A 3444-nucleotide genomic window follows, 5' to 3' on the forward strand; every position below is an offset into this window, starting at 1 on the left:
GTCATCCGGCACTCTGGATCTCGTTCTGAATCTCGGCGAGCCGCGCACGTAGCTGATCCAGCTGGGTGTGCAGTTCGGTGAGGGTCCGGTCGTATCCCGGCCAGACGGTGGTCCGGAAATCGACCGCGTTACGACCGTCCCAGTTCTCCGGGTCGATCAGTATCTTCGCCGCGGCGCGGAGCTCGTCGAAATGGGTGAGCAGCGGGCCGTTGATGATCGTGGTGAGATCGGCGATAGCGGTCACGGCTTGTGGCGTGCTACGGACGGTGACATCGGACGGCTGGGTCATAGTGTGCTCCGGTGGCGGGGATCTGGACGGCCGTCTCGGCGGCAAAGCGCCTCGATGGCATGGAAGAGATGGAAGAGAGCGACCGGCGCGGCGGACAGTGGTCCCGGGAGGGGCGGTCCCGGGGGTGGTCCGTCAGCTTCCGGCCGCGGCGGTTCGGCGGTTGATCTTGGTGATGCCGCGGGCGAGCTCGGCGAGGTTCGTCCGCAGGTCGGTCAGCGCGCTCTGCACCTCCGGCCAGACCTGAGCACGAAAAACCTGCGCCTTCGGGCCATCCCAGTTTCGCGGGTCCGCCAACGTGTTGCCATGATTGATCAGATTTGTCGTGGTTGCCTGCAGATCGGGTAGCTGTCGGCTCATCCGCCCGGCCGCCTGTTGGGCCGCCGGTGTGGTCACGGTTCGCACGGCATTGTTCCTCTCGGGACTCGAGCAGAGGGGGACGCGAGCAGGTCGGATGTCGGGGGACAGGCGACCTGGACGGGAAGGACGGCTCCGCGGCGCACCAGCACCCCGCGGCCTGGAGGCGCGGGGCCGCCGATCGTGCGGGACAGCCGGACTCCGAGCAGTTCGCCGTCGCTCGGCCGCCCCGGGGCCAGGAGCAGCCCGTACCCACCGCGGCGGACGTCGACGAGGAATCCGCGGTACTGGCCCAGCAGCTCCTCGGTCGTACCGGCGACGATCAACACGCCGCCGCCGTCGCGTGCGGCCTGCCAGAAGGCCGCCAGCTCGGCCGCGGCCCGTTCACCGACCAACTCGGCGTCGTCGACGAGGACGACCAGAGGTTCGTCCCCTGACAGGCCGGTTGGCAGGTCGGTCAGCGACCGGATGGTGTCGGTCCGACGGGTCTCCGGCGTGACGGCTGACTCCCCCCGCCCGCGGCCGCCGCGACGGCAGGTGCCGTCGCTTCCCGCCTCCTCCACGAGGTTCATGGTCCCGTCCAGGATGGCTACGACGTCGGGTCGGTGGGCGAGGGAACGAAGGGGAGACGGACGCGGCGTCAACGCGACGATTCGGGCACCATCGGTGAGGAGTGACAACGCCAGCGTGAGTAGAACGCAACTGCTCCCGGACCGTGGCGGGCCACTGATCATGAAACCGGGGCCGTCGGTATCCAGATCCACCTCGACGATCTCCAGCTCGTCCCCTCCGATTCCGATCGGCACGTGCAGCGAAGATCGATTTTCTGGACGCATGGCCGCCGCCGCGGATCTCCGCGACCGCCCGGGCGCGCGTTCCATCTGCTCGGATGTGACGAGGGAGGGCAGCGCGTGGATCCGGAAGGGACGACGATCGAAGCGCTCCGGCGGCCTTCGCGACACCTCCACAGATCGGCCCGCCTGGGACATCGCCCGAGAGCCCACCGCCCGCAGTGCCGCAACCTGAGCCTGGCCTGTGGGGTCCGCGTCGAGCAGCGCGATCTGTGTCTCCACGGGACTGGGGAACCGGCCTCCGACCGCGACCCCACGTCCGGCGGACAGCGTCCCGGGCATGTCGAAGGGGGACAGGCCAGCGAGCGCGTAGTCGGAAGGGTCGGCCATCCGCAGGAGTAGTCGTTCGTCGACGAGCGACGCCAGCCGCCCGATCAACCCTCGTCGATCGGTAGTGATGATCACTCGTAGGCCCACCGCCTGACCTTCGCGCAACAGCCGCAGAAGCTGGTCGACGAGTATCCCTCCGTCGACGTCCTCAAAGGCGGCCAGAAATCCTTCGAACCTGTCGACGAGCAGCACCAGGTACGGCGATGGGCGCATGGCGTCGCCCGCATCGCCGGGAGACGGCCGCCACGACCGTCGGGCCTTGGCAAGATCCATGAAGCCTTTCCGAGAGAGGATCGTCTGCCGCTCGCTGATCTCGTTGGCCAGACGGGCGAGGAGCCTCGTGACCCGCTCGGGATCGTCCCGGCTCACCACGGCACCGGAGTGCGGCAGGTCCGCGAGGGGTGCCAGGGCGTTGCCGCCGCAGTCCAGTCCGTAGAGATGGAGCTCGCCGACGGGCAGGGCGGTGGCGAGGGCGCCGGCAGCGGTGCGCAACACGGTCGAGCGCCCGGTTCGTGGCGAGCCGACGATCATGAGGTGGCCGCCGTGTTCCAGATCGATCGTGAAGGGCAGCTGAAGCTGACGGTCACAGTGATCGGACAGCCCAATGGCAACGGGAGGGAGCCGAACGAGACCGTCCGCGTGGAGCCCAGGGCGTCCGCTGGAGTCCGCCGGATGGTGACCGTCGCCATCCGCGGCGATGGTGTGGTCGCTCGGGCTGGTGTGGTCGCTCGGGTCGGTGCGGCCGGCGGTCGCCCCGACGAGGGCGTCGAGGGTAATCCGCTCAGGGAGCGGGGGAAGCCACGGACTGGGTATCGGAGGGATCCCGAGCCTCGTCGAGGCCTCCCGTACTGCCGAGACCAGAGCAGCCAGGTCGGTGCGCGGCTCTGCCAGGGACACGTCTTCCGACGGCGGTCCGTACGATGGCGCCGGCACCGCCTGGGACGTGTCGGCATCCCGACGTGGAGCGTCACCCGGTTCCGGCCACGGTAGCGGGGTGACCCTGGGCGCAGGGATTCCGGACGAGTCGTCTCCGCCTGGTCTGGTGACCGGATCCGGTCCACCGATCCACCCGGTCTGAACGGCTGTCGTGATGCCCGGGCCGGTGCGTACCACCGCCCGACCGGGGGTGGCCGGACTGATCAGAGCAGCGTCCGGGCAGCCGACGACGTCCTCGCTCTCCGCCGCATCGGTGACCCGCAACGCGATGCGCAGGTTCGTATTCGCCCGGATCTCCGGTGACACCACCCCCGCGGGGCGTTGGGTGGCCAGCAGGAGATGGATCCCGAGCGACCGTCCGCGTTGGGCCAGGTTGACCAATCCGGCGACGAATTCGGGTAGTTCGCGGGCTAGCGTGGCGAATTCGTCGACGACCAGAAGCAGGCGGGGAATCGTCGGACGCCCGATGGGATGAGGGAGCAGACGTCGAAAGGCGTCGAGGTCCTTCGCTCCGGCCGCGGCCAACATCCGTTCCCGTCTGCGAAGCTCGGCGGTGAGCGAGCTCAGCGCGCGTCGGACCAGGTGCGGATCGAGGTCGGTGACCATACCGACGGTGTGGGGAAGAGCGGCGCACTCGGCGAACGCGCTGCCTCCCTTGTAGGGCCTGTTTGGGAAGTACGTCCC

At 69.1% G+C, this 3444-nt stretch carries 3 protein-coding genes; all 3 read right to left on the bottom strand.

Translation table 11 applies throughout. The features are described from left to right. Position 1: 1 nt before the first annotated feature. On the bottom strand, positions 2 to 289 hold the full coding sequence (locus tag AC08OU_RS23745) for a hypothetical protein (protein ID WP_476602289.1): 288 nt from the start codon (positions 287 to 289) through the stop codon (positions 2 to 4). A gap of 132 nt (positions 290 to 421) precedes the next feature. Next, positions 422 to 691 carry a pyrophosphorylase gene (locus tag AC08OU_RS23750; protein ID WP_476602290.1) on the bottom strand — a complete coding sequence of 90 codons (270 nt, stop codon included), beginning with the start codon at positions 689 to 691 and terminating at the stop codon, positions 422 to 424. Then, the coding region (locus AC08OU_RS23755; protein ID WP_476605865.1) for an FtsK/SpoIIIE domain-containing protein at positions 679 to 3444 on the bottom strand (2766 nt) is incomplete at its 5' end. The genes AC08OU_RS23750 and AC08OU_RS23755, both read right to left, overlap by 13 nt.

It is taken from the genome of Frankia sp. CcMO1 (assembly GCF_977945845.1).

Coding starts and splice junctions, on each gene's coding strand:
- AC08OU_RS23745 (WP_476602289.1), bottom strand. CDS start 289: ATGACCCAGCCGTCCGATGTCACCGTCCGTAGCACGCCACAAGCCGTG.